Source organism: Desulfuromonas sp. (assembly GCF_002868845.1).
Classification (GTDB): Bacteria; Desulfobacterota; Desulfuromonadia; order Desulfuromonadales; family BM501; genus BM501.
In genome coordinates this window covers 1-21,996 of record NZ_PKUB01000047.1, presented here as the reverse complement: position 1 = coordinate 21,996, position 21,996 = coordinate 1, and the positions used below count along the sequence as shown (strand labels likewise).

Below are 21,996 nucleotides of genomic sequence, written 5' to 3'. Positions count from 1 at the left end.
TCGGCGACGACTACCCGACCGCGGACGGCACCGGGGTGCGGGACTACATCCACGTCGTCGACCTGGCCCTCGGTCACCTCAAGGCCCTGGAGCGCCTCGCCGCCGGTCCCGGACTGGTCACCTGCAACCTCGGCACCGGTCAGGGCTACAGCGTGCTGGAAATGGTGAAAAGCTTCGAGCGGGTCAGCGGGCGGAAGGTCCCCTATGAGATCATCGCACGCCGACCGGGGGACATTGCGGCCTGCTATGCCGATCCTTCCATGGCGCAAAAGGAGCTGGGCTGGACGACCATCCGCTCGCTGGATGAAATGTGCAGGGACGGGTGGCGCTGGCAGGAGGGAAATCCGAAGGGGTACTCGGAGACGGAATGACAGTTGCGGTGAATCCTTTCCGGGGGGGACCCATCTCTAAACTCGATCGCCAGGATCGTTTCGGTCTGCACCGGACCCGGACAGGCCGCCGGTTGAACTGAAAATTAAAGGGAAGGCGCCATGTGGAACCTGCTGCGCTGGCTCAATAAAAATCTGACCGTCGCCATCCCGGCCCTGATGCTGGCCGGTTTCGGTTTCGGTCTGGTGGCGGAGACGGGTTCGCTGAAGGGACTGATCCTCCCCTTCACCTTCCTCATGGTCTACCCGATGATGGTGACCCTGAAGATCCGCCAGGTCTTCAAGGGCGGGAGCGGGAAGACCCAGGCCCTGACCCAGGCGATCAACTTCGCGGTCATTCCCTTTGTCGCTTATGGCCTGGGCAGGCTGTTCTTTGCCGATCGCCCCTACATGGCTCTCGGCCTGCTGCTGGCGGCCCTGGTGCCGACCAGCGGCATGACCATCTCCTGGACCGGCTTCGCGAAGGGGAACCTGGCGGCGGCGGTAAAGATGACCGTCGTGGGGCTGGTCCTCGGTTCCCTGGCTGCTCCCTTCTATGTCCAGGCCCTGCTCGGGGCCGAGGTGACGTTCGACCTGCCGGGGATATTCCGGCAGATCGCCCTGATCGTCTTTCTGCCCATGGCCGCCGGCTACGCCACCCAGCGGCTTCTTGTGCGCCGCTACGGCCAGGAGGCCTTTCAGAAGAGCGTGGCGCCCCGCTTCCCGGGCCTCTCCACCCTCGGAGTCCTCGGTATCGTCTTTATCGCCATGTCCCTGAAGGCCCAGGCGATCGCCGCCCGTCCCGGAGAGCTGCTGACCATTTTCGTCCCCCTGCTGATCCTCTACCTGTTCAATTTTGTTCTGAGCACCGTCGCCGGGAAGATGCTCCTGCCCCGCGGCGACGCCATCGCCCTCGTCTACGGCACGGTGATGCGCAACCTCTCCATCGCCCTGGCTGTGGCGATCAACGCCTTCGGTTCAGCGGGCTCCGACGCGGCCCTCGTCATCGCCCTGGCCTACATTATCCAGGTGCAGTCGGCGGCCTGGTACGTGAAACTGACCGACCGGATCTTCGGGCCATGCGACGTTTCGCCGCACCTTCGCGCCGAATGAGGGGCTGAAAGAGATGTCACCGCGACCGAGAAAACCGAGACACTGCCAGTGCCCTTTCCGGGAGGCTGGCAAGTTGGTCTTCAAGCCCGCCGGGACTCCCCTCAAGGACTTGGACAAAGAGGTCATCTTCGAGGATGAGATGGAGGCCGTGCGCCTCTGCGACAGCGAGGGTCTGACCCAGCAGGAGGCCGGGGAGCGGATGGGCGTCTCCCGGGGGACGGTCCAGCGCCTGGTGGCGAGCGGACGGAAGAAGATCGTCGATGCCATGACCCAGAGACGGGCCCTGGTGGGGGGGGGCGGGAGAGCAGCTGATAGGGCTCCTCGGCCCGGGGCAGGCAGGGGGATGGGAACAGAAGAACATCAAAGGGCGCGCCGACCGGCGCGCCCTTTGATGTTGGCGTGGCGTGGGGCTCAGAACAAGGACTTGCCGGCTTTGTCCAGGACTTTCTTTATGGCCTTCTGGTGCATCTCGTAGGTGGGGGCTGCATCGACCCCGGCTTTGTCCTTTACCTTGCTCCAGAAGGCATTGTCGCCTCCGTGGCAGGGAAGGCAGGTGCCGGCGCGCAGGATGCGCTGCTGTTCCTCCTTGTTGAAGGGCCGGGAGCCTTCGTGGGCCGTCTGCTGGATCTGCCGGCCCTCCTCGTCGACGATCCGCTCCAGTTCGAAGTCGACGTCCACCCCATTGTCCTGGGTGACGTAAAAACCGCTGCCCAGTCCGACCGCCTTGGTGCTCATGTGGCAGTCGGCGCAGGAGCGCGCCGCCCTGGTGGTGGTGTGGGGTTGGATCTGGTTGGTGCCGAGGCCGCTGGTGCCGTCGACGGTGGTGAAGGTCTTGTTGTGCACCCGGTTCTCCTCGCCCTCGACCTGGGTGAAGATCACCTGGCAGCCGGGGATGAAGGTGCTGACCTTCCCCTCGCTGTTGAGACCGAGGACCGGGGTTTCCCAGCGCAGGTAGGAACGGGACTCGTTCCAGGCGAAAGCGGTCTGGGCCCGGTTGTTCTTGTGGCTGACCATGCTCGGGTCGCCCCCGGGGGTGCCGTTGAGCCAGTCGCCGCTCGGCTTGGCGATGTCCTGCTTGGCGTGGCAGCCGTAGCACTGGGGGGCCCACTTGGCGTGGCAGGCGTAGCATTCGAGCTTCTCCATGTGCCCGGGAATGGCGACCATGGCGGCCTGCCCCTCGCCGCCGAACTGGGCCTCGGAGATCTGCGGCACGACGTGCTCCTTGCCGTCGAGCTTGCCGGTCAGGATGATCTTGCCCCCCCTTTCGCTGAGGTTGGTCAGGGGGTTGCCCCAGGAGGTCTTCAGTTCCGAGCGTTTGTCGAGGGTGCCGTGGCAGTCCTCGCACTCGATCTCCACCGCCTGCTCCTTCTTGACGTAGATGTTGCCGTCGCCGTGCAGGTCCTGCATGGTGTGGCAGTCGATGCAGGTCATCCCCTTCTCGTAGTGGACGTTTTTGGTCAGGTGGTTGTAGTGCTTGCCGTGCAGTTTGCCCTGTTTGCCCCCCTTGGCCGTCCAGGGGGTGCCGTAGCCGTCGCTTTCCATGGTGCCGATGTAGCTGACCCCGGTCCGGCCGCCGCGGTTGTGGCAGTGCAGGCATTGGGTCTCTGGGATCTTGCTCGTGAGGCGGTGGAAGCGGGGCCGGTCCTTCTGGCTCTTGTCGATCGCCTTGTCCCCCCCTTCGTAGGTCCCAGCGTCGGAGTAGAGGACGTGGCAGGCGGCGCAGCCGCTCGCCCTGTAGTCGCCGTCGCGCTGGTGACCGTCGCTCCAGATGTGGCAGCGCAGGCACTGGTTGCGCAGGTAGTCGTCGATGGGGTGGTTCTCCGGGCCCTCGGCCTTGGCGGGGTCGTAGGAGGGGATGGCCTTCAGCGAGCCCACGGCGTATTTGCCCTCGGGCTTGTCGTCGGAGACCGCGTAGTTGGCGTAAATCCCCTCCCGTCCCTGGCTGCCTGCGGCGTAGCGGGTCCCGCTGATCTTGCAGGCGCTGGTGGCGTGAAGCGATTTCAGGGCGTTTTCCACCTCATTGGGGTGGCAGGCGGCGCAGGTCTTGTCGATCACCCGCGGGTCGGAGGGGTTGGCGTACATGCCTTTGTGGGCAGCCTCCGCCCCTGTCGCCTCGGCGTCTCCCATGTGGCAGTCGGTGCAGGTCAGGTGGGCCATGCCCGGAACGTCGGCGAACTTCTCGATACCCTCGTGACAGGTCAGGCATTTCTGCGCCGCGCCGGCCCAGGCCGGCAGCAGCAGGAGCAGCCCCAATAGCGCAATGGCACCTTTTCTCATCGATCCTGCCTCCTCGTGAAATGGGTGGAGTTAAATGGGTGGAAAATAAAAAAAGTCTAACAGGGTTATGGGAAATTTCATGACCGAGGCTGTGCAATCCCTTTTTCGAGTGATTTTAGCTTCTTCTCTCCCCCTCGAGATTTTTCGCGATCGCCCTCCAGGGGCTGCGGCGGGAGGAACCGGTTCGCTCCTTTTGCAATCCGTAAAACAGCGGGTAGAATTCAACCCAGGAATGCCCCTTAGGGGCCCTGAAACCGATGCCTCCCCTTTGCCTTGGTCTGGCGTCGGTGCGATATTTCCATCGAAGACCTTTTTGCGAAAAAGACGAGGGAGGACGGCTTCATGACTGACCACCGCAAGGACTGGGATCAGCGGCTGGCCGAAGGCGGGGCGGTGGAGAAAATCGCCGGGGATCTGGGGCTGAAAGGCGGGGGGAGGCACTTCTTCTGCCCCGGCTGCCAGCCCACCGGCAGGGGCGAACCGGAGATGGTCATCAAGGGCGGGCAGTTCCAGTGCTTCCGGTGCAACGCCGAGGGCGACGTGGTGGGGCTGGTCAAGCTGGCGCGGGGCTGCGACCTGGAATCGGCCATATCCTGGCTGGAGCGGGAAACCGGGGCAGGGCCTCACTGAGATCCGGAGCGCCGGTCAGCCGGGGTTCTGGAAGGCTGCCAGCCAGGCCCCGAGGGTGAGCGCCAGGGCGGCCACCGCCAGCAGGGCATTGCCAAAGGGGGAGGGGAGCCCGCGGGTTTTCAGCCACGCTCCGGCGGTCATGCCCAGTCCGAGGCCGGCCACGAACCCGAAAAGGTGGGCGCCGAGATCGGTGTTCTCTCCGCTCGTCCCGAGCAGTCCCAGCAGGGCGGCAGCCGCCGCCAGGGGAAGGGGCCACCGGCTCCGGAGGCTGCGCCGATGGCGCATCACGCTGAGCGCCGCCAGCAGACCGACCGCACCGAATACCGCTGTGGACAGGCCCACGGAGCGGTGGTGCAGGTCCTGCATGTGGGCGTTGATCAGGTTTCCGAGAAGGCCCGAAAGAAGGAGCAGGCTCCAGCCGAGCCCGGACCCGACTTCCCGGCACAGGCGGACGATGAAGAAGCCGCCGATGAGCAGGTTGCCCAGGAGGTGCCGTCCGTCGGCGTGGAGGGTGAGTGCGGTGACGAGGCGCCACCACTGTCCGTCGAGGATCTTCCCTGCATCGGCGTTACCGGTGCGGACCCAGTCGATGGCCGCACCCCCGAGGGCGGGTTCCTGGAGAATTGTCAGGTTGTGGAAGACGCCCAGGAGCAGCAGCGCAGAGAGGGTGGCCAGGGTGTTGTCGGCGAGGACGGTTTTCGAGTATGTCGGGGGCCAGTTCCGGTTTTCCCCCTCGTAGAGTCGAAGCTCCCTGCGGGCCCGCTCTCTCAGGGTCGGGGCGACGAAGATCTCCCGCCCCCACCCGCAGCGCTGCACCCGGTGGGGAACGTCACGGGCAGTCAGCACCAGGGACCAGGTTTCGGCCACTTGCGAGGACAGGGCCCTCCCTGTCCGCTCTCCGGTTTGGAGAGAGACGAGAACCTCCCCCTCGGAGGATGATGTCCCGGCCGGCGGTGGGCCGGCCTGGTCGTTCGGCCTGATTTCGTTCTCCCAGGTCATCCGGCTCCCTCGGTTGTAGGAAAAGGCCGTGGGGGTAAAGAGGGGCCATCTCCCCCTGTCGCCACCCGGTCCGCTCTTTCCTTTCGCAGATAATCATTCTAGCAGTTTCCATGTCCGCTTTGGCAACCCTTCGTTCTGGGACGGCTTGTCAACCCGCGACTCCTTGTGCGCACCGGGGCGACTGGTAGACTGGGTTATAACGGGGAGGGAGGACCGGCGTGAAAAGTTTCGCCATAGCAGATGGTTTCGAGAAGGAGTTGCTTTGCCATCTCGGGGCGGAACGGGAACTTTGGGGCCCGGTCCACGGCAACGACGGGGTGACCCGCCTGACCGCCGTTTCCTCCTGGGACGATTTGGAGCCAGGGGGGCTGCCCCTGATCCCCCTGAAGAAACTCCTGTTGCCTCCACGGGAGGAGATCTGCGCTTTTCCGGGCCCCGGCGATTCGTTCTCCGATCCGCCATGCCGGCCCAGGGCCCTGGTCGGTATCCCCCCCTGCGATCTCTACGCCCTCGATTACCTGGACCGGGTTTTCGCCGAAGATCCTTTTTACCAAAGGCGCCGCACGGATATGCTGGTGCTCGGGACGGCCTGCACACCGAGCGATGAGTGCTTTTGTGCGCCGCGCCCGGCCTTGCCCCTCTTTGACCTGTTTCTCGCCGAGGGCCGGGTCTGGGCCGGTTCGGCCCGGGGGGAGGGGGTCCTGGACGGGCTCCGGGGGCTGGGGGCGGAGGAGTCGGACCTGCCCCTGCCGATGGAGACCATGGGGGGCCGGGGAGGGGCGTTGCCGGAAAACCTCCCGGAGTTGTTTTCGAAGAGCGCCACCCTTCCCCTGTGGCGCGAGACGGGGAGCCGCTGCCTGTCCTGCGGGGCGTGCAGCGCCGTCTGCCCCACCTGCTATTGCTACGACGTGGTCGACGAGGCCCTGCCCGGCGGCCGGACGGCCCGCCATCGGGAATGGGACAACTGCTTCTTCCGCAGCCATGCCCTGGTCGCCGGAGGGCACAACTTCCGGCCCCGCAGGGGGGACCGCCTGCGCTTCCGCTTCGAGCACAAGTTCCTCGGTTTCGGTCCCCTCCGGGGCGAGGTCTCCTGTGTCGGCTGCGGCCGCTGCGCCCGGGCCTGTCCGGTGGACATCGACATCTCTTCGGTGCTGACGGAGCTCTCCGGGGAGGAACAGCGATGAAGGTCGATTTTCTCCCCGTCCCGGCGCGGGTCGAAGCCATCGAGCGGGCGGTGCCCGACAATCACCTCTTTTATTTTCGCCCGGAGACTCCGATGGCGGTGGAGCCGGGGCAGTTCGTCGAGCTTTCGCTTCCGGGGGTCGGCGCCTTTCCGGGCTCCGCCGCCGCCTATCCCTCTTCGACCGAGTTTCAGGCCTGCATCCGCAGGGCGGGCCGGGTGACTTCGGCCCTCTACCGCCTCGAGGAGGGGGCCCCGGTGGGGATGAGGGGCCCTTTCGGCAACGGCTTCGACCTGGAGGCATTTGCCGGGAGAGACGTCCTGCTGGTGGCCGGGGGGTTGGGAATGGCCCCCTTGCGGGCCCTGCTGCAAGCCCTGCTCGATCGGAAGAAGGATTTCGGGGAGATCATCCTGTTGTACGGTTCGCGGGATCCCGCCGCCCTTCTCTTTCGGGAGGAGCTGGAGTCTCTTGCCCGTCGGGGACAGATCCGGCTGCGATTTTCGGTCGACTTCGTCACCGACCTGCCCTGGTCGTCCGAGGGGTTTTTCTGCAAGGTGGGGCTGGTCACCGGGCTGCTGGAGGATCTGCGCTTTGCTCCAGGGCGCACCACGGCGGCGGTGTGCGGACCGCCCGCTCTCTACAGCTGCGTTCTTGAGGAACTCGCCTCCCTCGGCATCGATCCGGGGCGGATCTATGCCACCCTGGAGCGGCGCATGAAGTGCGGGGTGGGACAGTGCTGCCACTGTGTCGTCGGGGGAAGGTTCGTCTGCCGCGACGGGCCTGTTTTTTCCCTGGCCGAACTGCGCTCCATGGAGGGCGCCATCTGAGGGGGAACCTTGTCCAGGCTGCGTCTGGGATATCAGCGCTTCACCTCCTGCTGCGGCTGCCAGCTGACCCTGCTCAACTGCGAGGCCGACCTGGCGGCTTTCGACGCCGCGGCCGAGGTGGTGGTCTTTCCCATGGCCTCCTCGCGCCCGGATGACGGGGGGAGGCTCGACGTCGTCCTCGTGGAGGGATCGGTTTCCCGGCCGGAGGAGCTGAGCGCGCTTCTCCAGCTGCGCCGCAGATCCGAGGTGCTCGCGGCTGTCGGCGCCTGCGCCCTGACCGGCGGGGTGAACAGTCTGGCCGGCACTGACCGCGCCGCTCTGTGCGAGGGGGTCTACGGGGAGACCGCCGCCGAGAAGACCACCTTCCCCCCGCAGTCCCTTTCCCGATTCGTCCGGGTCGACATCGAGCTGGCCGGCTGCCCCCCCGAAAGGGGTGAACTGCTGCGCACGGTCGGCGCTCTGGCTCGCGGGGGGCTGCCCGCCCTGGCCGAATACCCCGTGTGCATGGAGTGCCGTTGCCGGGAGAACCTGTGTCTGCTCCTTGAGAAGGGGCAGCCCTGCCTGGGGGCGGTGACCCGGGCCGGCTGCGCCGCTCTTTGCCCCTCCTTCGGGGTTCCCTGCGAAGGGTGCCGGGGGGAGGTGGCCGAGGCCAACCGCGCCGAGCAGTACCGGCTGCTGCTCGAGGTCGGGCTGCCGGAAGGGGAGGTGGCGGCCCGCATGAAGCGCTTTACCGGGGAGGAGCCATGAAGACCTTGCACCTGGAGCCCCTGACCCGGGTGGAGGGACACGGGCGGGTGGAACTGGTCCTGGAGGGAGGAGAGCTTCTGGAGGCCCGGGTGGCCCTGCTCGAGGCGCCGCGTCTCTTCGAGGGCCTTCTGCTGGGGCGCTCCTTTGCGGAGGTGCCGGCCCTGGTCTGCCGGATCTGCGCCATCTGCTCCTCGGTGCACCGGGTGACCGCGGCGGCGGCCCTGGAGGACGCTCTCGGGGTGGAGGTCCCGGCGGCGGCCTGGCGCGTGCGCGACCTGCTGCTGGTCGGCGGCCACATCGAGAGCCACGCCCTGCACCTGTTCTGCCTGGTGCTGCCTGACCTGGCCGGTGTCCCCTCTGTCCTGGAGCTTCTTCGGGAAGACCACCCGGCGGCCCGCGGCGGGCTGGCTCTCAAGGCCCTGGGGAACCGCATCCAGGAGGTGGCCGGCGGCCGGGCCATCCACCCGGTCAACGTGGAGGTTGGAGGGGTTTTGCGCCTGCCGGAGCGCAGTGTCCTGGAGGGGCTTCGGGACGACCTGGCCGCCTGGGAGGCGAGGTTGCCGTCTGTGCTCGAACCTTTCGGCGACCCGGCGGGGTATCCTCCCTCTTCCCCCGTCGTCGGAGTCGGCCTCTGCGTCAAGGCCTCTGCCGAGGTCCTGCTCCGGGGGGAGACCCTCGCCCTCGCGGATGGCCGTGAGGTCCCGGTGGAGGGCTATCACGGGCTGCTCTCCGAGCAGCCCTCTTCCTATTCCAATGCCAAGCGGGCCGGGGAGGTGCTCCTGACCGGCGCCCTTGCCCGGCAGGGGCGGGAAGGGCTGGCAGACTCCTGGCCGGGTGGAATCCACGCCAACAACGCCGCCCAGACCCTGGAATTGGCCTGGGCTCTGGAGCGGGCCCGCCGCTTGGTCGATGCACTCCTCGATGCCGACCCGGCCGCACCCCTGGCGGGGGCGGTCCGCCCCGGCGCCGGGGTCGGAACCGCCGCCATCGAGGCGCCGCGGGGTCTGCTGATCCACCACTACGCCATCGACGATCTCGGCAGGGTGGCGGTGGCGGACATCGTGACCCCGACGGCTGTCAACCAGGGGGCCATGGAGGGGCAGCTGCTCGCCGATCTGAAAGGGGTGGACGACGAGGAGGAGCTGAGGGCGCGCGCAGAGCGGATCGTGCGGGCCTATGATCCCTGCATCTCCTGCGCGGTCCATGTCCTGAATGTGGGGGGCTGTAAGCCGGGAGGCTGAGAGGCGCTTTTCTAAAAGGGCGTGCGGCCGAAGTGGCGCTTGGTGGCGTCCTGGAGCTTGCTGACGGCGTGGAAGGCCTCCTTGAGGAGGTCTTGCTCGTTTTTGGACAAGGTATATGGGTCAAGGTGGTGGGTGGGCGTTCTGCCCGCGTCGATGAGGGCGATCTCGTTGCGCAGGCGCAGGAAGCTGAGGGCCTCGAAGGCGGCTCGGATGTGCTCGGCGGTCTCCTGGTCGAAAACGTTGAGTTGGACCAGGGCCTTGAGCCGCTCCATGGTGGTCAGCTCCGAGCGCTCCTTCTCCAGGGCGAACATGCGGATGCAGTCGACGATGTAGATGCTTCCGCCCTGTTTCAGGGAAAGCTCCCCCTTGTTGTCGCCGCTCTTTTCGAGAATGAACCGGCCGAGCAGGCCCACCGGCACCTTGTAGCGAAGGTCGAGGGACATCATGTGGTAGAGGAACCCCTGGAACTCGCGGATCTCGCAGTGAACGATCTCGCGCAGGTCCTGGGCCAGGCTGGGGTCTCCCGCCAACGGTGTGAAGTCGAAGAAGATGGAAGAGTAACGGACCTTCTGGGGCTCGGGCTCGTTGACCCAGTCCTTGATGCGGGCCTGCCAGTCCCGCAGGCGCCCGCGCCAGGACGGGTTGTTGGCCATGACCTTGCCGTGGCACAGAGGGTAGCCGACCCGGTTGAGGGCCTGCACGAGTTTTTCTGCGAAAGGGACGAAAAAGGCGTCGATCTCGGGCATCCGTTCGTCGGGCACGTTCTCGAAGATGAAACCGTTGTCCTGGTCGGGGGAAAGGAGCATCTCGCGGCGCCCGCCGCTGCCCATGATGAGAAAACAGAAGCGGATGTCGGGAGGCTGCTTGCCTTCGGCCCTCATCTCTTCCAGGCACAGCTCGTAGACCTGCTTGATGATGCCGTGGTGGATGTAGGAGAGGATCTCCATGACTTCGGGGGTGCTCCGGGTTTCCGACAGCAGGCTGCGGGCCACTGTCACCAATTCGCGGCGGATGGCGGCGAGGTTTTCCAGGGAGGTCTCCTCCTGGATGTTGCCGATCATCAGCATCGCCTTCTGGCTGCGGTAGCGCATCAGGTCCCGGAGACTCACCATCCCGACCGCCTCTCCCCGGTCGACCACGGGCAGGTTCTTGATGCGGTGGCCGATCATGTAGGACATGGCCTCGTACATGTAGGTGTCGGGGCTCATGAAGTGAGGGTGAGGGGTCATGATCTCCCTGGCGCAGACCGATTTACAGTCCACGTCGTCCGGTGCGATGACCTTGGTGACCAGGTCCCTGTCGGTAATGATGCCGATCGGTTCCCGGGCCTCGTTGACCACCAGGACCGAGCCGATCTTTTTCTCGGCGATGCGCCGGGCGACGTTCTGGGCGATTTCATCTGGAGGACAGGCCTCCACCGGGGTGACCATGATTTCCGAAAGGCGCTTTTTGAAGGGGTAGGCCTCCACCTGGGTGAGGGCCTTCTGGGTATGGTCGGAGACGATGTCGTGGTAGAGGCGCCGGACCCGGGAGTGGACGATGCGGGTGAAGTACTCGCTGATCCTGGGGCTGTCTGCCTCGGCGCGCTTGAGGATCTCCTGGGGGATGAGGTAGCACTCGGTGGCCTTCACCGTGCGGGCTCCGCCGGTGTATGGCTCGCCGGTGAAGATCGGCGTCCCCCCGAAGACGGTCCCCTCCTGGCGGTAGTCGAGGACCATGTCCCCTCCGCCGGGAGTCAGGACGGTGATTTCCACCAACCCCTCCTTGATGACGTAGAGAAATCCCGTGGGGGGGGCGTTCTGGCGGAAGATATAGGTGTTGGGGGGGTATTTTTCGGTGCGCGCCGCGGCGCGGATTTCCTGGAAAATCTGGTCGGGGAGGTGGTTGAATGGTTCGGTGTCTTTTAGATGCTTGATCAGCGGCATCGGCGTCTTCCGGTTTCGGCTGGAGGATGAAGTTCAGGATGGCAGACGGGCTTCCCGCTCGGGGTGGTTCGGCTAGCCCATGTGAGATTTTAATATAGCCGGAAGACGGCGGACCGGCAAGCTGTTTCACCAAGCCGCGGCCCTTTTCCGAGTGGTGGCGGTGCCTGCCTGGTGGAGCTTTTTATTGTCGCCTTTTCGGGTCGCGCTCGAGAACGATGGCGAGGACGAAGCTGAAGATGCTCAACGCCATGATCTCGCCGACGTGAATGAAGACGCTTCGGGTGATCATGAGGTCAACGCCCATCAGGCCGATGCCGAGGACGGCGAAACCCATGGCGAGGCGCTTGCGGGTAAAGACTGTTTTCATCTTAGACTTCTCTTCGGGCGAATTTTTTCTTCCCATGGTGGCAGGGGGGGGCTTGCAGCCCTTTTAGGGGGCGAGGGCGCTCCCCTTGCTCTTTTCATCCTCTTCGCAACCGGGAAGGTTGTGCAGCTTGCGCAGGATGTTGTCTCCCCGCGCGGCCGACTCCTCGGAGAGTTTGGCCGCGGTGATGTTGGAGACGATGATGTTGATGAGGAATGCCAGGGGGCAGACGATGAGGGCCGAGGAGGTCGCCGGCAGGATGCCGCCCGCGCCGAACATCGGGATCTTTGCGATCCAGCCGATCATGGCCAGCAGGGTCATGCCGAGGCCGAAGAACATGCCGGCCATGGCGCCGTACTTGTTGGACCCGGAGTACCAGATGCCGAGGACGACGACCGGGAAGATGGTGTTGCCGGCGATGGCGAAGGCCATGGCGACGATCTGGGCGATGAGCGCCGGGGGATTGAGAGCGGTGATGACAACCACGCCACAGAGCACCGCGGTGAAGACGCGGCCGACGGTCAGCGCCTCCATGTCGGTGCAGTCGGGCTTGAAGACGGTGGCGTACCAGTCGTGGGCGATGGCCGAGGCCCCGGCGACGAGAAGGCCGGCGACGGTGGAGAGGCCGGCGGCCATGGCGCCCGAGGCGAGGTAGCCGATGAAGGCGATTCCCAGGCCGGCGCGCTCGGGGGCCGAAAGGATGATGACGTCGGCAACGGCCTTGCCGCCGAGGGGGTTCCAGAACTGGCCCATGGCGGCGTAGACGGGGGAGGACCAGTAGAGCAGGCCGATGAAGAAGAGACCCCAGAGAACGCTCTTGCGGGCGACGTCCTCGTTCTTGACGGTGTAGAAGCGGATCATGATGTGGGGCAGGCCGGCGGTGCCGACCATGAGGGTGAAGACCAGGGCGATGAAGTGGTAGAGGTCCCCCTTTGCCCAGGGCAGGTAGAGGTTTTTCAGTTCGGCGGCCCGGTCGGCCCCGAGCTGGCCCGTGACCACTTTGCCCTCCATCATCCCCGAGAGGATGCCGCCGTACTCGATCTGGGGAAGGATGCCTGCTCCGCCGGCCTTCTTGATGAGGACCCAGATGGGGATCATGAAGGCGGAGATGAGGACGACGTATTGGATCTGCTGGTTGCGTGTCACCCCGGCCATCCCCGAAAGGAGCATGTAGGCGCAGACGACGCCGGCGGCGAAGAAGACCGAGCCGACATAGCTGAAGCCGAAGATCCAGCCGCAGATCAGGCCGATTCCCTTGAACTGGGCGGTCGAGTAGGTGATGGCGATGATGACGGTCACCGTGGCGGCGATCAGGCGCACCGTGTGGCTGTCATAGCGGTCGCCGAGAAACTCGGGGATGGTGTACTTGCCGAAGCGGCGGATTTGGGCGGCGATGAGGCAGAGCAGCAGGACGTAGCCCCCGGTCCAGCCGATGATGTACCCGAGGCCGAACCAGCCTTTGAGGTAGAGCAGGCCGGCGACGCCCATGAAGGAGGCGGCGCTCATCCAGTCCGAGGCGATGGCGGCGCCGTTGCCGAGTTTGCCGATGCCGCGCCCGGCGACCCAGTACCCCGATGTCTCGGAGACCTTTGAGAGGAACCCGACGCCGATATAGACGCACAGCAAGGCGACCATGATGACGGCAGGGATGAGCTTGAAGCCCTTCTCCACCTGGAAAAGCTCCTGCCCGGCGGTCTCGGCTGCAAAGGCCAGACCCGCCGAGCCGAGGACGAGAGAGAGGGCCAGGCAGGCTTGGCCGAATCGTTTGGTCATGCGGGAAACTCCTGTCTGTCCGGCTACTTTGCCGCCCTGCGGATAGGGGTGATCTTGCGGTCCCAAAGGATGCAGTAGAGCTTGCACAGCAGGACGTAGCCGATGGTGCAACCCTGAGCGACCAGCCAGTAGTGGAGAGGGAAACCGAGGAAGCGCGTCTCGGTGATGAAGGACTGGCCAAGCCCTTCGGGGTCGCCCAGGCCGGCAAGCCAGATCACGATCGGAATACCGTAGCTCAGGAGAAACAAGATGATGATGACGGTCGAAGCAACACCCACCTCCGCCTTCATGCTCTGGGATGAGGGCTTGAAAAAGTTGACGTACACGCGGTCGTTTGCGGCCATGCTTATCTCCTTGGGGTCCTTGCCCCCTGGGGCGCAATGCTTTTCAAGAGGGGCAAGGCTAGGGCCGAAGGCTCATGCGGGAGAGGAGCTTCTTTCCCATCTCGTAGGCGGAGAGGCCGAGTCGGTAACTGTCCGATTCCTTTCTCCTCTCCACATAGCCTCGGTATTCAAAGGCCGTCAACAGGCGAATGACGCTCGCCTTGCTCATGTCCAGTTTTTCGCTCAGGCTGGAGAGCCGGACCTCGTCCCCCGCTTCGCTCAAGGCCTCCAGAACGTCGAGGGTGTTTTCCACGGCCTGAATGGAGTGTGGGTCTTTACCGTCGAAGTGCAATGGTCAGCTCCTCTGGGGCACAGCCGGGCGGAGGTGGCTGTCGCTGCCGTGGCGCACAGGCTGGTCCTTTTCCGGGCCTTTATCGTTTCGCTATCTGTAAGAAAATAATACATCGTTTTATTTTGTCAACGATTTATTGCTTTTCAAGGGGTAAAATAGTGAGGTGGGTGACTCCAATGGTTGGAGGTGAGGTCATCCTCCTGGGGTCAAAAGGGGTGAAGTTGATACTTCGGGGAGAGGGCAGACCGCGAAAGAGGATGAAGCCGTAGCGGGCGGGGACGACACGTTCCTGCAACGGGGTCGATCAGGAGCAAAGAAGCTTTTCGATGATGGGTCGGTCGGCGGGGAGGATGTCGAAGTCGGCGAGGGCTTCGGGGCGAACCCAGCGGTGCTCGGCGACTTCCAGGTTGCGGATGCGGTTGCCCAGGGGACGGCATTCAAAGGCCAGCACCAGCACGGGACCCCAATCGTAGCGGTAGTAGGCGACTTCCAAAATGGGGCCGACGGCCACCTCGAGGTCGAGTTCCTCGCGGATCTCCCGCCTCAGGCAGTCCTGGGGAGACGCGTCGTCGTCCAGTTTGCCGCCGGGGAATTCCCACAGGCCCGCATGGCGACTTCCTTCGGGGCGGCGGGTGATGAGCACCTGTTTCTCTTTCCGAATGATCGCGGCGGTGACAAGGAGGGGGAGCATCGGTCGTTTCTTTCTCCTGGGGCAGGGGCTGTTGGTGCGTCGGGCGTCGCCAGTATACATGGGCCACGTCTCTGGAAAAAGGGGCTTTTTTTGCTGACAGGTCAGAAGGGGATGTGTTAAGAATTGCCCGCTGATTTTTACCGCGCGCTGGCGCTGAAGCCAAAAGAGGAGCCTATGTTCCACATCTCGGAAAAGGGGCGCGGCATCCGGGAGATGTTCGACGCCATCGCCCCGCGTTACGATCTGCTCAACCGCGTGCTCTCTTTGGGCATCGACCGCCGCTGGCGCACCTTTGCAGTGAGGCAGTTGCAGATTCCGGAGGGGGGGAAGGTTCTCGACGTGGCGACGGGGACCGGGGACGTGGCCCTGGAGATCGCCACCCAGACCCCCGAGTCGGTGCATATCGTCGGCGAGGACTTTACCCAGGGGATGCTGGTTCTGGGCAAGGAGAAGATCGCCGAGTCCCCCCACCGCTCCCGGATCTCCCTGGTCAACGCTCCCTGCGAGGCGATGCCCCACCCCTCGCGCACCTTCGATGGCGTCACCATCGCCTTCGGCATTCGCAACGTGGTCGATCGACCGGCCGGTCTCCGGGAGATGCACCGGGTCCTGAAGCCGGGCGGCCGCGCGGTGATTCTCGAGTTTTCCAATCCCCGCAGCCGCCTCTTCAAGGCGCTCTATCACTTCTACTTTCGTCGCATCCTCCCCTTTGTCGGTGGCCTGATCTCCAGGCGCAGCGCCTATCAGTACCTGCCCGACTCCGTCCTTGAGTTTCCCGACCAGGAGTCTTTCATGGCCCTTATGGCGGAGGCCGGCTTCACCCGTCTCCGGCATTTCGACCAGACCTTCGGTATCGCAACGGTTTATGTCGGCGAGCGAGACTGAGGGCTGGGATAAGTTGCGACGATGAAAAGGCGGCTTCGGCCGCCTTTTTTGTTGCTCTGCTCCTCGCCCCTCAAACGGCCCGCTGAAGCTTCTTTTGTGAAGGCAAAAACTTTTGCAGCTTCAGGAGTAAAAGCGATACGCCCTATCCCCCGTTGCGACTGACCCCGGGAAAAAGAGAGCGATTGGAAGGCGAGGCGGCCCGGCCCTATGCCTTGCGCCCGGGGCCCCGCTGTCCCCTGTAAGTCCTGATAGTTCTCTCGTTCGAAGCATTACGGAAAAGGCCGCATCCTGCCCCGAAACAGACTCCCGCCGCATTGCCACCCCGCCCCTCTTCGCCCTTTTTGATATTGGGCCGGTCCGCGCCTTGGACGGCAGACGCCCATCCCTTGCTGGCCCCCTAGGTAAAACTTTAAAAAAAACCAGCTTTCTGGAGAATAACCGTTATGCGTGATGCAAAGTCATTTCTCTGAGGTAAACTTCATTTTATTCCGGGTCTTTTCTGACCGCCTCGGTCCCTTTTTTATTAATAGACAGCCTCGAAAGGGGCGAGATTTGAATCTCGACTCCGTATCTAAGCCTGAGCAGGCTCACCATATTTTTTCTCCCGGGGTAAAACGATATTTTCTTAAAAAACCCAAAACACGTTACATTTTATCTTTTGAGGGATGATAGGTGTGGGAAAAAATGCTCTCTGTAAAACATCTTTGTTGTTTTTTGGGGTTTGTTGAAAGCTATAACTATTTGAAATCGCTGTTGATAAAAAAACCCAATTTTTTTTGCCATTATAGCGTTGACAACAATAAAACGCTGTATTACTTTTGGACCATGGCGATGCGTTAGGTGGATTCGCATGAACCTTTTAAAACGGCTTTACATGGAGGCGCCACGCCAGGGATTTTCTCTGGGGTCAACCTTCCCGAAACAAGATTCAAGGAGCCTGCCCTTGTCCGTGCGAGAAAAAGATTCATATTCCATCCAGTCAGTGGACAATGCCCTCGATGTCCTTGAGGCCCTCTGCGACGAAGGAGACGAGGTCCGGATTTCGCGCCTGAGTGAGCGACTGGGCATGAACAAGACGAGCGTTTTCAGGCTTCTTGCGACCTTTGAAAATCGGGGGTACGTAGAGAAGGAAAAGGGCTCCGGCAAGTACCGCCTCGGACTCTCGGCCTATGAAATCGGGCAGAAGTTTCTCTCCCGCATGGGCCTGCTCCGCAAGGCGCGGCCGGTTATGGAGAGGATGGTCCGGGAGTGCGACGAAGCGGCCTATATCACGGTCAGGCGGGGCTCGGACGTGCTGTTTCTCGACATGGTCGACACCAGTCAGCAGGTCAAGATCATCTCCCTGGTCGGCAAGCGATATCCCGTAGAGATTCCTGCCGCCGGCAAGGTGCTGCTCGCCTGCACCCCCGCCGACGGAGAAGCCAAGGCCGAGTGGCCCTCCCTGGCAGAGAGTCTCGGCAAGGTGCGCTTGCAGGGGTTTTGCATCGATCAGGGCGCCATGGGGGATGGAATTGCCAGCGCAGCCGTCCCTCTCTTCAGTTCCGGAGGGGAACTGCAGGCCTCCTTGTGCTTTGTCGGACCGGACTTTCGCCTGTCACAGGAGAAAATTGAATCGATGTTTCTTCCCCGCCTTCAGGAGGCAGGGAACACCATTTCATCTAAGCTCGGCTACCTCGGGGACTGCTTGAACCGGGATAACTTTTAACGGGAAGTCACCTTTTGGGGAAAGGGGGTAAAAAAATTTATGATAAACGACCATGGCCCGAACCAACAACCGGGTCGAGCACTTCAACTTAAGGTTTCGCAGGAAATAACCATTTTTACGGAGAGAGGAGGCTTTTATGCAACACGATAGCGCAGGGTATTGTACTGCAACACTGAGCCTGATCAGAAACGTGCTGATCGTTTGGTTCGTCGTTTCTTACGGCTTCGGCATTCTGCTCGCGCCCGTACTCAACAATATCCACCTTGGTGGGTATCCGCTGGGCTTCTGGTTCGCACAGCAGGGGTCGCTCTACATCTTCGTCGCACTCATTTTCTACTATGCCAAGAAAATGGGGCAGCTCGACGAACAATTTGACGTTCACGAAGATTAGGGAGGGGAAATAATATGAGTCTTCAAGCAATTACATATCTCGTCGTTGGGCTTACCTTTGCCCTGTACATCGGCATCGCCATTTGGGCACGCGCCGGAAGCACGAAGGAATTCTACGTTGCCGGCGGCGGCGTTCACCCGGTCCTGAACGGGATGGCGACAGGCGCTGACTGGATGTCCGCGGCTTCTTTCATCTCCATGGCCGGCCTCATCGCCAACATGGGCTACGGCGGCGGCCTCTTCCTCATGGGCTGGACCGGCGGCTACGTCCTTCTGGCCATGCTCCTTGCCCCTTATCTGCGCAAGTTCGGCAAGTTTACCGTGCCCCAGTTCGTCGGCGATCGCTTTTACTCCAAGGGCGCGAGCACCGTGGCGGTTATCTGCCTGCTGGCCGCCTCCATCACCTACATCATCGGCCAGATGACCGGCGTCGGCGTCGCCTTCTCCCGTTTCCTCGGCGTCTCCAACTCGACCGGTATCTTCATCGGGATGGGCATCGTCTTCATGTACGCCGTTTTCGGCGGCATGAAAGGAATCACCTACACCCAGGTCGCTCAGTACTGCGTTCTGATCCTGGCCTACACCGTCCCCGCGATCTTCATCTCGCTGCAGCTGACCGGCAACCCCCTGCCCCAGCTTGGCCTCGGCTCCGACATGGCGGGCACCGACATCGCGCTTCTGACCAAACTGGATCAGGTCATCACCGATCTCGGCTTCGGCAAATATACAACCCAGGTGCCGGGCAGCACGCTCAACATGTTCGTCTACACCGTCTCCCTGATGATCGGCACCGCCGGCCTGCCCCACGTCATCGTCCGTTTCTTCACCGTGCCCAAGGTCAAGGACGCTCGTTCTTCCGCCGGTTGGGCCCTGGTTTTCATCGCCATCCTCTACACCACCGCTCCCGCCGTTGCCGCCATGGCGCGCTTGAACCTGCATAACACCGTCAACACCGCGGTCATGGCCGGAGGCGACCTCTTCGCCGCCGAGAACAGCATCGTGTACGCCGAGCGTCCCGACTGGATGAAGCGCTGGGAAGTCACCGGCCTGCTGAAGTTCGCCGACAAGAACGGCGACGGACGCATCCAGTTCTACAACGACAAGACCACGGACGCCGCCGTTCTGGCCAAGGCTGAGGCAGCCGGCTGGAAGGGGAGCGAGCTGAACGTCAACCGTGACATCATGGTTCTGGCGAACCCGGAAATCGCCATGCTGCCCAACTGGGTCATCGCCCTCGTCGCCGCCGGCGGCCTGGCCGCCGCCCTCTCGACGGCCGCCGGCCTGCTGCTCGCCATCTCCTCGGCGATCTCCCATGACCTGCTCAAAGAAAAGTTCATGCCCGACCTCTCCGAGAAGGGCGAACTGATGGCCGGCAAGCTCGCCATGGCCGGTTCCATCTGCGTTGCCGGCTACCTCGGCCTCAACCCTCCGGGCTTCGCGGCAGGGACCGTGGCCATTGCCTTCGGCCTGGCCGCCAGCTCCATCTTCCCCGCTCTGATGCTGGGCATCTTCAGCAAGACCATGAATAAGGAAGGCGCCATCGCCGGTATGCTCGCCGGCCTCGGCATCACCATGTTCTACGTCTTTGCCCACAAAGGCATCTTCTTCATCAAGGGGACTGAATTCCTGGGCCTCTTCGGCGGCAAGTCGAGCTTCTTCTTCGGCATCTCGCCCAATGCCTTCGGCGCCATCGGGGCGATTGTCAACTTCGCCGTTGCCTTCGGCGTGAAGAGAATGTTCCCCGCACCGCCTCAGGAGATTGTGGAGCTGGTGGAAAGCGTCCGGATCCCTCGGGGTTCCAAGGAAATCGGCGGTGCCCACTAAGCATCGATTTCTGGTGTGATCTGATGGCATGAACTATCTAACCCCGCCAGCACGACTGGCGGGGTTTTTTTACACTTTTTTTATTGATTGTGCCTTCTTCCTCGGGTACAACGAGTGATGGCTTTACTTGCATACCGCCCGCGCTGTCGGGCACAACGGGAGTTCTGAATGGTCTTTGATGTCAGTATCGTTGTAACTTGGTTGCTCTTCCTTGCTCTTTTTCCGATGGCGTTTCTCTGGTTGCGGCGCGCATGGAGGATTTTCATCAAGCACAACTACGAAGAAGTCGCGCTCAAGGGCGGGGAAGCTCCGTCCGATGCCGAAAAGTGGGCTCCCTATACCGGGATGATCAACCTGGCCGCAGGGGCCGTTGCCGTTACCACCATCCTCGGTGTCGCCGGCGGCTTTTTCTCCTATAAGACCTGGAGCGCCATGGCCGGCATGACTCTCTGGGTAAAGATTTTTGCCGACTTTATCGTCAGCCGCCAGGCCCACCCGTTTACATTCGGCAAGAAGAAGCGCCAGTGAGAAAATTTCCTCCCACGAGGTGAAAAGAGTCCGGAACCACCAATTCCTTTGGTCTTCAATATTCTTGTGATATTATCGAACTCACATGTGATCAAGGCTTCCCGCACGGAGGCCTTTTTTTGTCTTAACAGAAGCTGCACAGTTCTTGGGACGGGGGGTGACCAATGGGCCTGATCAAGCGATTAAAGGATACGGAGCCGTTCAACCTCCTCCCCGAAGAGACCTTCGAGGAGTTCAATCGGGCGGCCGTTGTCAAGAAGTTCCCCCCCCATATTCACATTTTCAACCAGCACGATCCGCCGACCTGTTTTCTGTACATCATCAAAACCGGCCTGGTGGAAATCGTCGCCCTGACCCCGGGAGGGGTCGAGATGGTGGTGGACTACCGCAAGGAGGGCTCCTTCTTCGGGGGGACGCCCGTCTTCACCAACGAGTCCTACACCGCCGGGGCCCGGACCGTCACGCCGACCGAATGCTACCTGGTCCCATCCGAGCTCCTCGCCAAGGCGGGCAAGCGCAATCCCCAGATCACTGAGTATTTTACCAAGGCGATTTTTTCCCGGGTTCGCAGCCTCTATTCGGACATGGTCAGGGATCACGCCGAAAAAGCCCTGACCCAGATGGAGGCCTATCCCTTTCAGAAGCGTCTTTCGGAGATCATGTCCTCTCCGGTGGAGACCTGCCCCCCCTCCGCCCCGGTCAGGGAGATCGCCGGCAGGATGACCCAGAGGGGCATCGGCGCCATGCTCGTCTGCGACGAGACCGGCCGAGCCTCCGGCATTATCACCGAGCATGATCTGGTCTCCAAGGTTCTCGCCCGGGAAGAGGTCAACTGCGAATCGACAACGGCCTTCGATGTCATGACCCCGAACCCCTTCATCATGGCACCGGATACCTACATGTACGAAGCCACAACCTTCATGATGGGGCACGGGATCAAGCACATGCCGATCCTCGACGGGGGCGCGATCGTGGGGATCGTGACCCTGCGGGACCTGATGAAGTACCGAAGCCAGAAGTCGATGCTTCTCGTCGGCAGTGTCAAGGAGGCCCGGACGATCGAGGACCTGATGACCGCCAGGGAAGAGATGGTCAAGGTTGCCCGGGTTCTTCTGAGCGAGACACGCTCACCCTTCGAAACGATGGAGATCCTTTCCTATATCCACCACTGCATCCTGCGCCGCTGTTTCGAGATCGTCCTCGAGGAGGTTAAATCGGAGGGAATGAGCCCCCCGGATATCGACTTCTGCCTGATCATCATGGGCAGCGGGGGCCGCAAGGAGATGCTCCTCGGGCCGGACCAGGACAACGGCCTCATCTACGAAAACTTCCCAGACTCCAGGCTCGAGGAGGTCGATGCGTTTTTCATCCCCTTTGCCGAAAGGCTCGTGAATGCCTTTGACCGGGTCGGCTATCCCCTCTGCAACGGCAAGGTCATGGCCAACAACCCCCTCTGGCGAGGCCGGCTCAAGGATTGGCAGGACCGTGTCTCGAGCTGGATCACCGTTCCGGAGCCGAAGAGGGTCATGTACTCGACCATTTTCTTCGATTTCATGCCCTTGGTGGGCGAGCCTTCGCTCTGCCAGGATCTGCGCGACATTGTCCATGCCGAACTTCGCAGGAATTCCAGTTTTCTGTATTACATGCTCGAAAACGACCTGAAGCACAAACCCCCTGTCGGTCTTCTGGGGCGCTTCATTCTGGAGAGGGGGGGGAGCACAAGGGGTTGCTTTCCCTCAAGCAGGCAGGGAGTGTTTTTATTGTGGACTGCATCCGCATGTTCATGCTCGAAAAGGGCTTTGACGCAACGACGACCATTGAGCGTCTGGCCGAACTTGTCAAGCTGAATGTTT

At 62.6% G+C, this 21,996-nt stretch carries 22 protein-coding genes and 1 pseudogene; 15 read left to right on the top strand and 8 right to left on the bottom strand.

Annotated features, from left to right (window positions below; translation table 11 throughout):
* The 3 genes from C0617_RS14330 to C0617_RS14320 all read left to right on the top strand — a co-directional run.
* Positions 1-371, top strand: a 371-nt coding sequence (locus tag C0617_RS14330) for a GDP-mannose 4,6-dehydratase (RefSeq protein ID WP_291317723.1), incomplete at its 5' end; no start/stop codon positions are given.
* A gap of 120 nt (positions 372-491) precedes the next feature.
* Positions 492-1,481, top strand: a complete 990-nt coding sequence (locus tag C0617_RS14325; RefSeq protein ID WP_291317722.1) for a bile acid:sodium symporter — start codon at positions 492-494, stop codon at positions 1,479-1,481.
* Positions 1,482-1,494: 13 nt separating this feature from the next.
* Positions 1,495-1,956 (top strand): DUF134 domain-containing protein, encoded by a 462-nt coding sequence (locus C0617_RS14320; protein WP_291317721.1) that lies wholly within the window; start codon positions 1,495-1,497, stop codon positions 1,954-1,956.
* Here the strand turns inward: C0617_RS14320 and C0617_RS14315 are convergent.
* Positions 1,893-3,758: a hypothetical protein gene (locus C0617_RS14315; RefSeq protein WP_291317720.1), complete on the bottom strand. Its 1,866-nt coding sequence runs from the start codon at positions 3,756-3,758 to the stop codon at positions 1,893-1,895. The genes C0617_RS14320 and C0617_RS14315 overlap by 64 nt on opposite strands.
* A gap of 342 nt (positions 3,759-4,100) precedes the next feature.
* On the opposite strand from C0617_RS14315, the gene C0617_RS14310 reads away from it, so the two are divergent.
* The gene (locus C0617_RS14310; protein ID WP_291317719.1) at positions 4,101-4,388 is read left to right on the top strand and encodes a hypothetical protein; all 288 of its coding nucleotides are present in this window, start codon (positions 4,101-4,103) and stop codon (positions 4,386-4,388) included.
* A 15-nt stretch (positions 4,389-4,403) separates the two neighbouring features.
* On the opposite strand, the gene C0617_RS14305 is transcribed toward C0617_RS14310, so the two are convergent.
* Positions 4,404-5,387 carry a rhomboid family intramembrane serine protease gene (locus tag C0617_RS14305; protein WP_291317718.1) on the bottom strand — a complete coding sequence of 328 codons (984 nt, stop codon included), beginning with the start codon at positions 5,385-5,387 and terminating at the stop codon, positions 4,404-4,406.
* A 218-nt stretch (positions 5,388-5,605) separates the two neighbouring features.
* Here C0617_RS14305 and C0617_RS14300 point away from each other — a divergent pair, with 218 nt between their 5' ends.
* The 4 genes from C0617_RS14300 to C0617_RS14285 are packed head-to-tail and all read left to right on the top strand — an operon-like array spanning position 5,606 to position 9,383.
* Positions 5,606-6,571 (top strand): 4Fe-4S dicluster domain-containing protein, encoded by a 966-nt coding sequence (locus C0617_RS14300; RefSeq protein ID WP_291317717.1) that lies wholly within the window; start codon positions 5,606-5,608, stop codon positions 6,569-6,571.
* Entirely contained in the window at positions 6,568-7,395 is an 828-nt protein-coding gene (locus C0617_RS14295; RefSeq protein ID WP_291317716.1) for an FAD/NAD(P)-binding protein, read from the top strand. Before C0617_RS14300 ends, C0617_RS14295 begins: the two co-directional genes overlap by 4 nt.
* Positions 7,396-7,404: 9 nt before the next feature.
* Positions 7,405-8,142 (top strand): hypothetical protein, encoded by a 738-nt coding sequence (locus C0617_RS14290; protein ID WP_291317715.1) that lies wholly within the window; start codon positions 7,405-7,407, stop codon positions 8,140-8,142.
* Complete coding sequence (locus C0617_RS14285; protein ID WP_291317714.1) at positions 8,139-9,383, top strand: nickel-dependent hydrogenase large subunit; 1,245 nt, start codon at positions 8,139-8,141, stop codon at positions 9,381-9,383. Before C0617_RS14290 ends, C0617_RS14285 begins: the two co-directional genes overlap by 4 nt.
* 11 nt (positions 9,384-9,394) lie before the next feature.
* On the opposite strand, the gene C0617_RS14280 is transcribed toward C0617_RS14285, so the two are convergent.
* The 6 genes from C0617_RS14280 to C0617_RS14255 all read right to left on the bottom strand — a co-directional run bounded on the left by C0617_RS14280 (position 9,395) and on the right by C0617_RS14255 (position 14,811).
* Positions 9,395-11,308, bottom strand: a complete 1,914-nt coding sequence (locus C0617_RS14280) for a putative nucleotidyltransferase substrate binding domain-containing protein (protein WP_291317713.1) — start codon at positions 11,306-11,308, stop codon at positions 9,395-9,397.
* A 181-nt stretch (positions 11,309-11,489) separates the two neighbouring features.
* Positions 11,490-11,675 carry a hypothetical protein gene (locus C0617_RS14275; RefSeq protein ID WP_291317712.1) on the bottom strand — a complete coding sequence of 62 codons (186 nt, stop codon included), beginning with the start codon at positions 11,673-11,675 and terminating at the stop codon, positions 11,490-11,492.
* Between the two features lie 63 nt (positions 11,676-11,738).
* Positions 11,739-13,445 (bottom strand): VC_2705 family sodium/solute symporter, encoded by a 1,707-nt coding sequence (locus C0617_RS14270; RefSeq protein WP_291317711.1) that lies wholly within the window; start codon positions 13,443-13,445, stop codon positions 11,739-11,741.
* 23 nt (positions 13,446-13,468) lie between these two features.
* Entirely contained in the window at positions 13,469-13,789 is a 321-nt protein-coding gene (locus C0617_RS14265; protein WP_291317710.1) for a sodium/substrate symporter small subunit, read from the bottom strand.
* Between the two features lie 58 nt (positions 13,790-13,847).
* On the bottom strand, positions 13,848-14,120 hold the full coding sequence (locus C0617_RS14260; protein WP_291317709.1) for a helix-turn-helix domain-containing protein: 273 nt from the start codon (positions 14,118-14,120) through the stop codon (positions 13,848-13,850).
* A gap of 304 nt (positions 14,121-14,424) precedes the next feature.
* Complete coding sequence (locus C0617_RS14255) at positions 14,425-14,811, bottom strand: (deoxy)nucleoside triphosphate pyrophosphohydrolase (RefSeq protein ID WP_291317708.1); 387 nt, start codon at positions 14,809-14,811, stop codon at positions 14,425-14,427.
* A 174-nt stretch (positions 14,812-14,985) separates the two neighbouring features.
* Here C0617_RS14255 and ubiE point away from each other — a divergent pair, with 174 nt between their 5' ends.
* The 7 genes and pseudogenes from ubiE to C0617_RS17205 all read left to right on the top strand — a co-directional run.
* Complete coding sequence (gene ubiE / locus C0617_RS14250) at positions 14,986-15,696, top strand: bifunctional demethylmenaquinone methyltransferase/2-methoxy-6-polyprenyl-1,4-benzoquinol methylase UbiE (RefSeq protein WP_291317707.1); 711 nt, start codon at positions 14,986-14,988, stop codon at positions 15,694-15,696.
* A 949-nt stretch (positions 15,697-16,645) separates the two neighbouring features.
* Positions 16,646-17,401: an IclR family transcriptional regulator gene (locus tag C0617_RS14245; protein ID WP_291317724.1), complete on the top strand. Its 756-nt coding sequence runs from the start codon at positions 16,646-16,648 to the stop codon at positions 17,399-17,401.
* Positions 17,402-17,537: 136 nt separating this feature from the next.
* Entirely contained in the window at positions 17,538-17,792 is a 255-nt protein-coding gene (locus C0617_RS14240; RefSeq protein WP_291317706.1) for a DUF4212 domain-containing protein, read from the top strand.
* A 14-nt stretch (positions 17,793-17,806) separates the two neighbouring features.
* Complete coding sequence (locus tag C0617_RS14235) at positions 17,807-19,615, top strand: sodium:solute symporter family protein (RefSeq protein ID WP_291317705.1); 1,809 nt, start codon at positions 17,807-17,809, stop codon at positions 19,613-19,615.
* 168 nt (positions 19,616-19,783) lie between these two features.
* On the top strand, positions 19,784-20,143 hold the full coding sequence (locus C0617_RS14230; RefSeq protein WP_291317704.1) for a hypothetical protein: 360 nt from the start codon (positions 19,784-19,786) through the stop codon (positions 20,141-20,143).
* Positions 20,144-20,307: 164 nt separating this feature from the next.
* Positions 20,308-21,603 (top strand): annotated as a pseudogene (locus C0617_RS14225) (DUF294 nucleotidyltransferase-like domain-containing protein); the annotation flags it as partial.
* A 14-nt stretch (positions 21,604-21,617) separates the two neighbouring features.
* Positions 21,618-21,996: putative nucleotidyltransferase substrate binding domain-containing protein (locus C0617_RS17205; protein ID WP_365889362.1), on the top strand; the 379-nt coding region annotated here is incomplete at its 3' end.

What these genes read in the sequence shown, in the direction of transcription:
- C0617_RS14325 (WP_291317722.1), top strand. Translation starts at nt 492, where the DNA reads ATGTGGAACCTGCTGCGCTGGCTCAATAAAAATCTGACCGTCGCCATC.
- C0617_RS14320 (WP_291317721.1), top strand. Translation starts at nt 1,495, where the DNA reads ATGTCACCGCGACCGAGAAAACCGAGACACTGCCAGTGCCCTTTCCGG.
- C0617_RS14315 (WP_291317720.1), bottom strand. Translation starts at nt 3,758, where the DNA reads ATGAGAAAAGGTGCCATTGCGCTATTGGGGCTGCTCCTGCTGCTGCCG.
- C0617_RS14310 (WP_291317719.1), top strand. Translation starts at nt 4,101, where the DNA reads ATGACTGACCACCGCAAGGACTGGGATCAGCGGCTGGCCGAAGGCGGG.
- C0617_RS14305 (WP_291317718.1), bottom strand. Translation starts at nt 5,387, where the DNA reads ATGACCTGGGAGAACGAAATCAGGCCGAACGACCAGGCCGGCCCACCG.
- C0617_RS14295 (WP_291317716.1), top strand. Translation starts at nt 6,568, where the DNA reads ATGAAGGTCGATTTTCTCCCCGTCCCGGCGCGGGTCGAAGCCATCGAG.
- C0617_RS14285 (WP_291317714.1), top strand. Translation starts at nt 8,139, where the DNA reads ATGAAGACCTTGCACCTGGAGCCCCTGACCCGGGTGGAGGGACACGGG.
- C0617_RS14280 (WP_291317713.1), bottom strand. Translation starts at nt 11,308, where the DNA reads ATGCCGCTGATCAAGCATCTAAAAGACACCGAACCATTCAACCACCTC.
- C0617_RS14275 (WP_291317712.1), bottom strand. Translation starts at nt 11,675, where the DNA reads ATGAAAACAGTCTTTACCCGCAAGCGCCTCGCCATGGGTTTCGCCGTC.
- C0617_RS14270 (WP_291317711.1), bottom strand. Translation starts at nt 13,445, where the DNA reads ATGACCAAACGATTCGGCCAAGCCTGCCTGGCCCTCTCTCTCGTCCTC.
- C0617_RS14265 (WP_291317710.1), bottom strand. Translation starts at nt 13,789, where the DNA reads ATGGCCGCAAACGACCGCGTGTACGTCAACTTTTTCAAGCCCTCATCC.
- C0617_RS14255 (WP_291317708.1), bottom strand. Translation starts at nt 14,811, where the DNA reads ATGCTCCCCCTCCTTGTCACCGCCGCGATCATTCGGAAAGAGAAACAG.
- ubiE (WP_291317707.1), top strand. Translation starts at nt 14,986, where the DNA reads ATGTTCCACATCTCGGAAAAGGGGCGCGGCATCCGGGAGATGTTCGAC.
- C0617_RS14240 (WP_291317706.1), top strand. Translation starts at nt 17,538, where the DNA reads ATGCAACACGATAGCGCAGGGTATTGTACTGCAACACTGAGCCTGATC.
- C0617_RS14235 (WP_291317705.1), top strand. Translation starts at nt 17,807, where the DNA reads ATGAGTCTTCAAGCAATTACATATCTCGTCGTTGGGCTTACCTTTGCC.
- C0617_RS14230 (WP_291317704.1), top strand. Translation starts at nt 19,784, where the DNA reads ATGGTCTTTGATGTCAGTATCGTTGTAACTTGGTTGCTCTTCCTTGCT.